A 401-nucleotide genomic window follows, 5' to 3' on the forward strand; every position below is an offset into this window, starting at 1 on the left:
CAGCGACGATGGCGCCCCGCCGACGCGCACCGGCACCGCCGAAGCGGCCGCTGCTCCGCCGATGCCTCCGCCTGCACCTGCGCCCGTCGCGCTGGAGCCTGTGGAGCCGGAGCCGGTCGACGAGGAGCCATCGATCGAACTCACCCTCGACGACGTGCCGGCCACCGACCACGAAAGCGACGACACCGCCAGCTTCGACGTAGCCGACGGCGACCTGGATTTCGGCGACCTCAGCGACGAGATGAAGGCGCTGCTTTCCGGCGAGCCGGTCGAAGACCGTCCCGCCCCGCCGCGCGAGCCGGCACCGCCGCCGGTCATCGACTGGGATGCGCCGCCACCCGGGGAGGGCGAGCCCGCACCTGTCTCACCTGCGCCCGCCGCACCCGCGCCCACACCGGCGC

At 74.6% G+C, this 401-nt stretch carries 1 pseudogene; it reads left to right on the forward strand.

Annotation, left to right across the window (positions count from 1 at the left end):
- A pseudogene (locus QAA18_RS12865) lies at positions 1–401 on the forward strand (hypothetical protein); the annotation flags it as partial.

It is taken from the genome of Luteimonas sp. 8-5 (assembly GCF_029763755.1).
Lineage (GTDB): Bacteria > Pseudomonadota > Gammaproteobacteria > Xanthomonadales > Xanthomonadaceae > Cognatiluteimonas.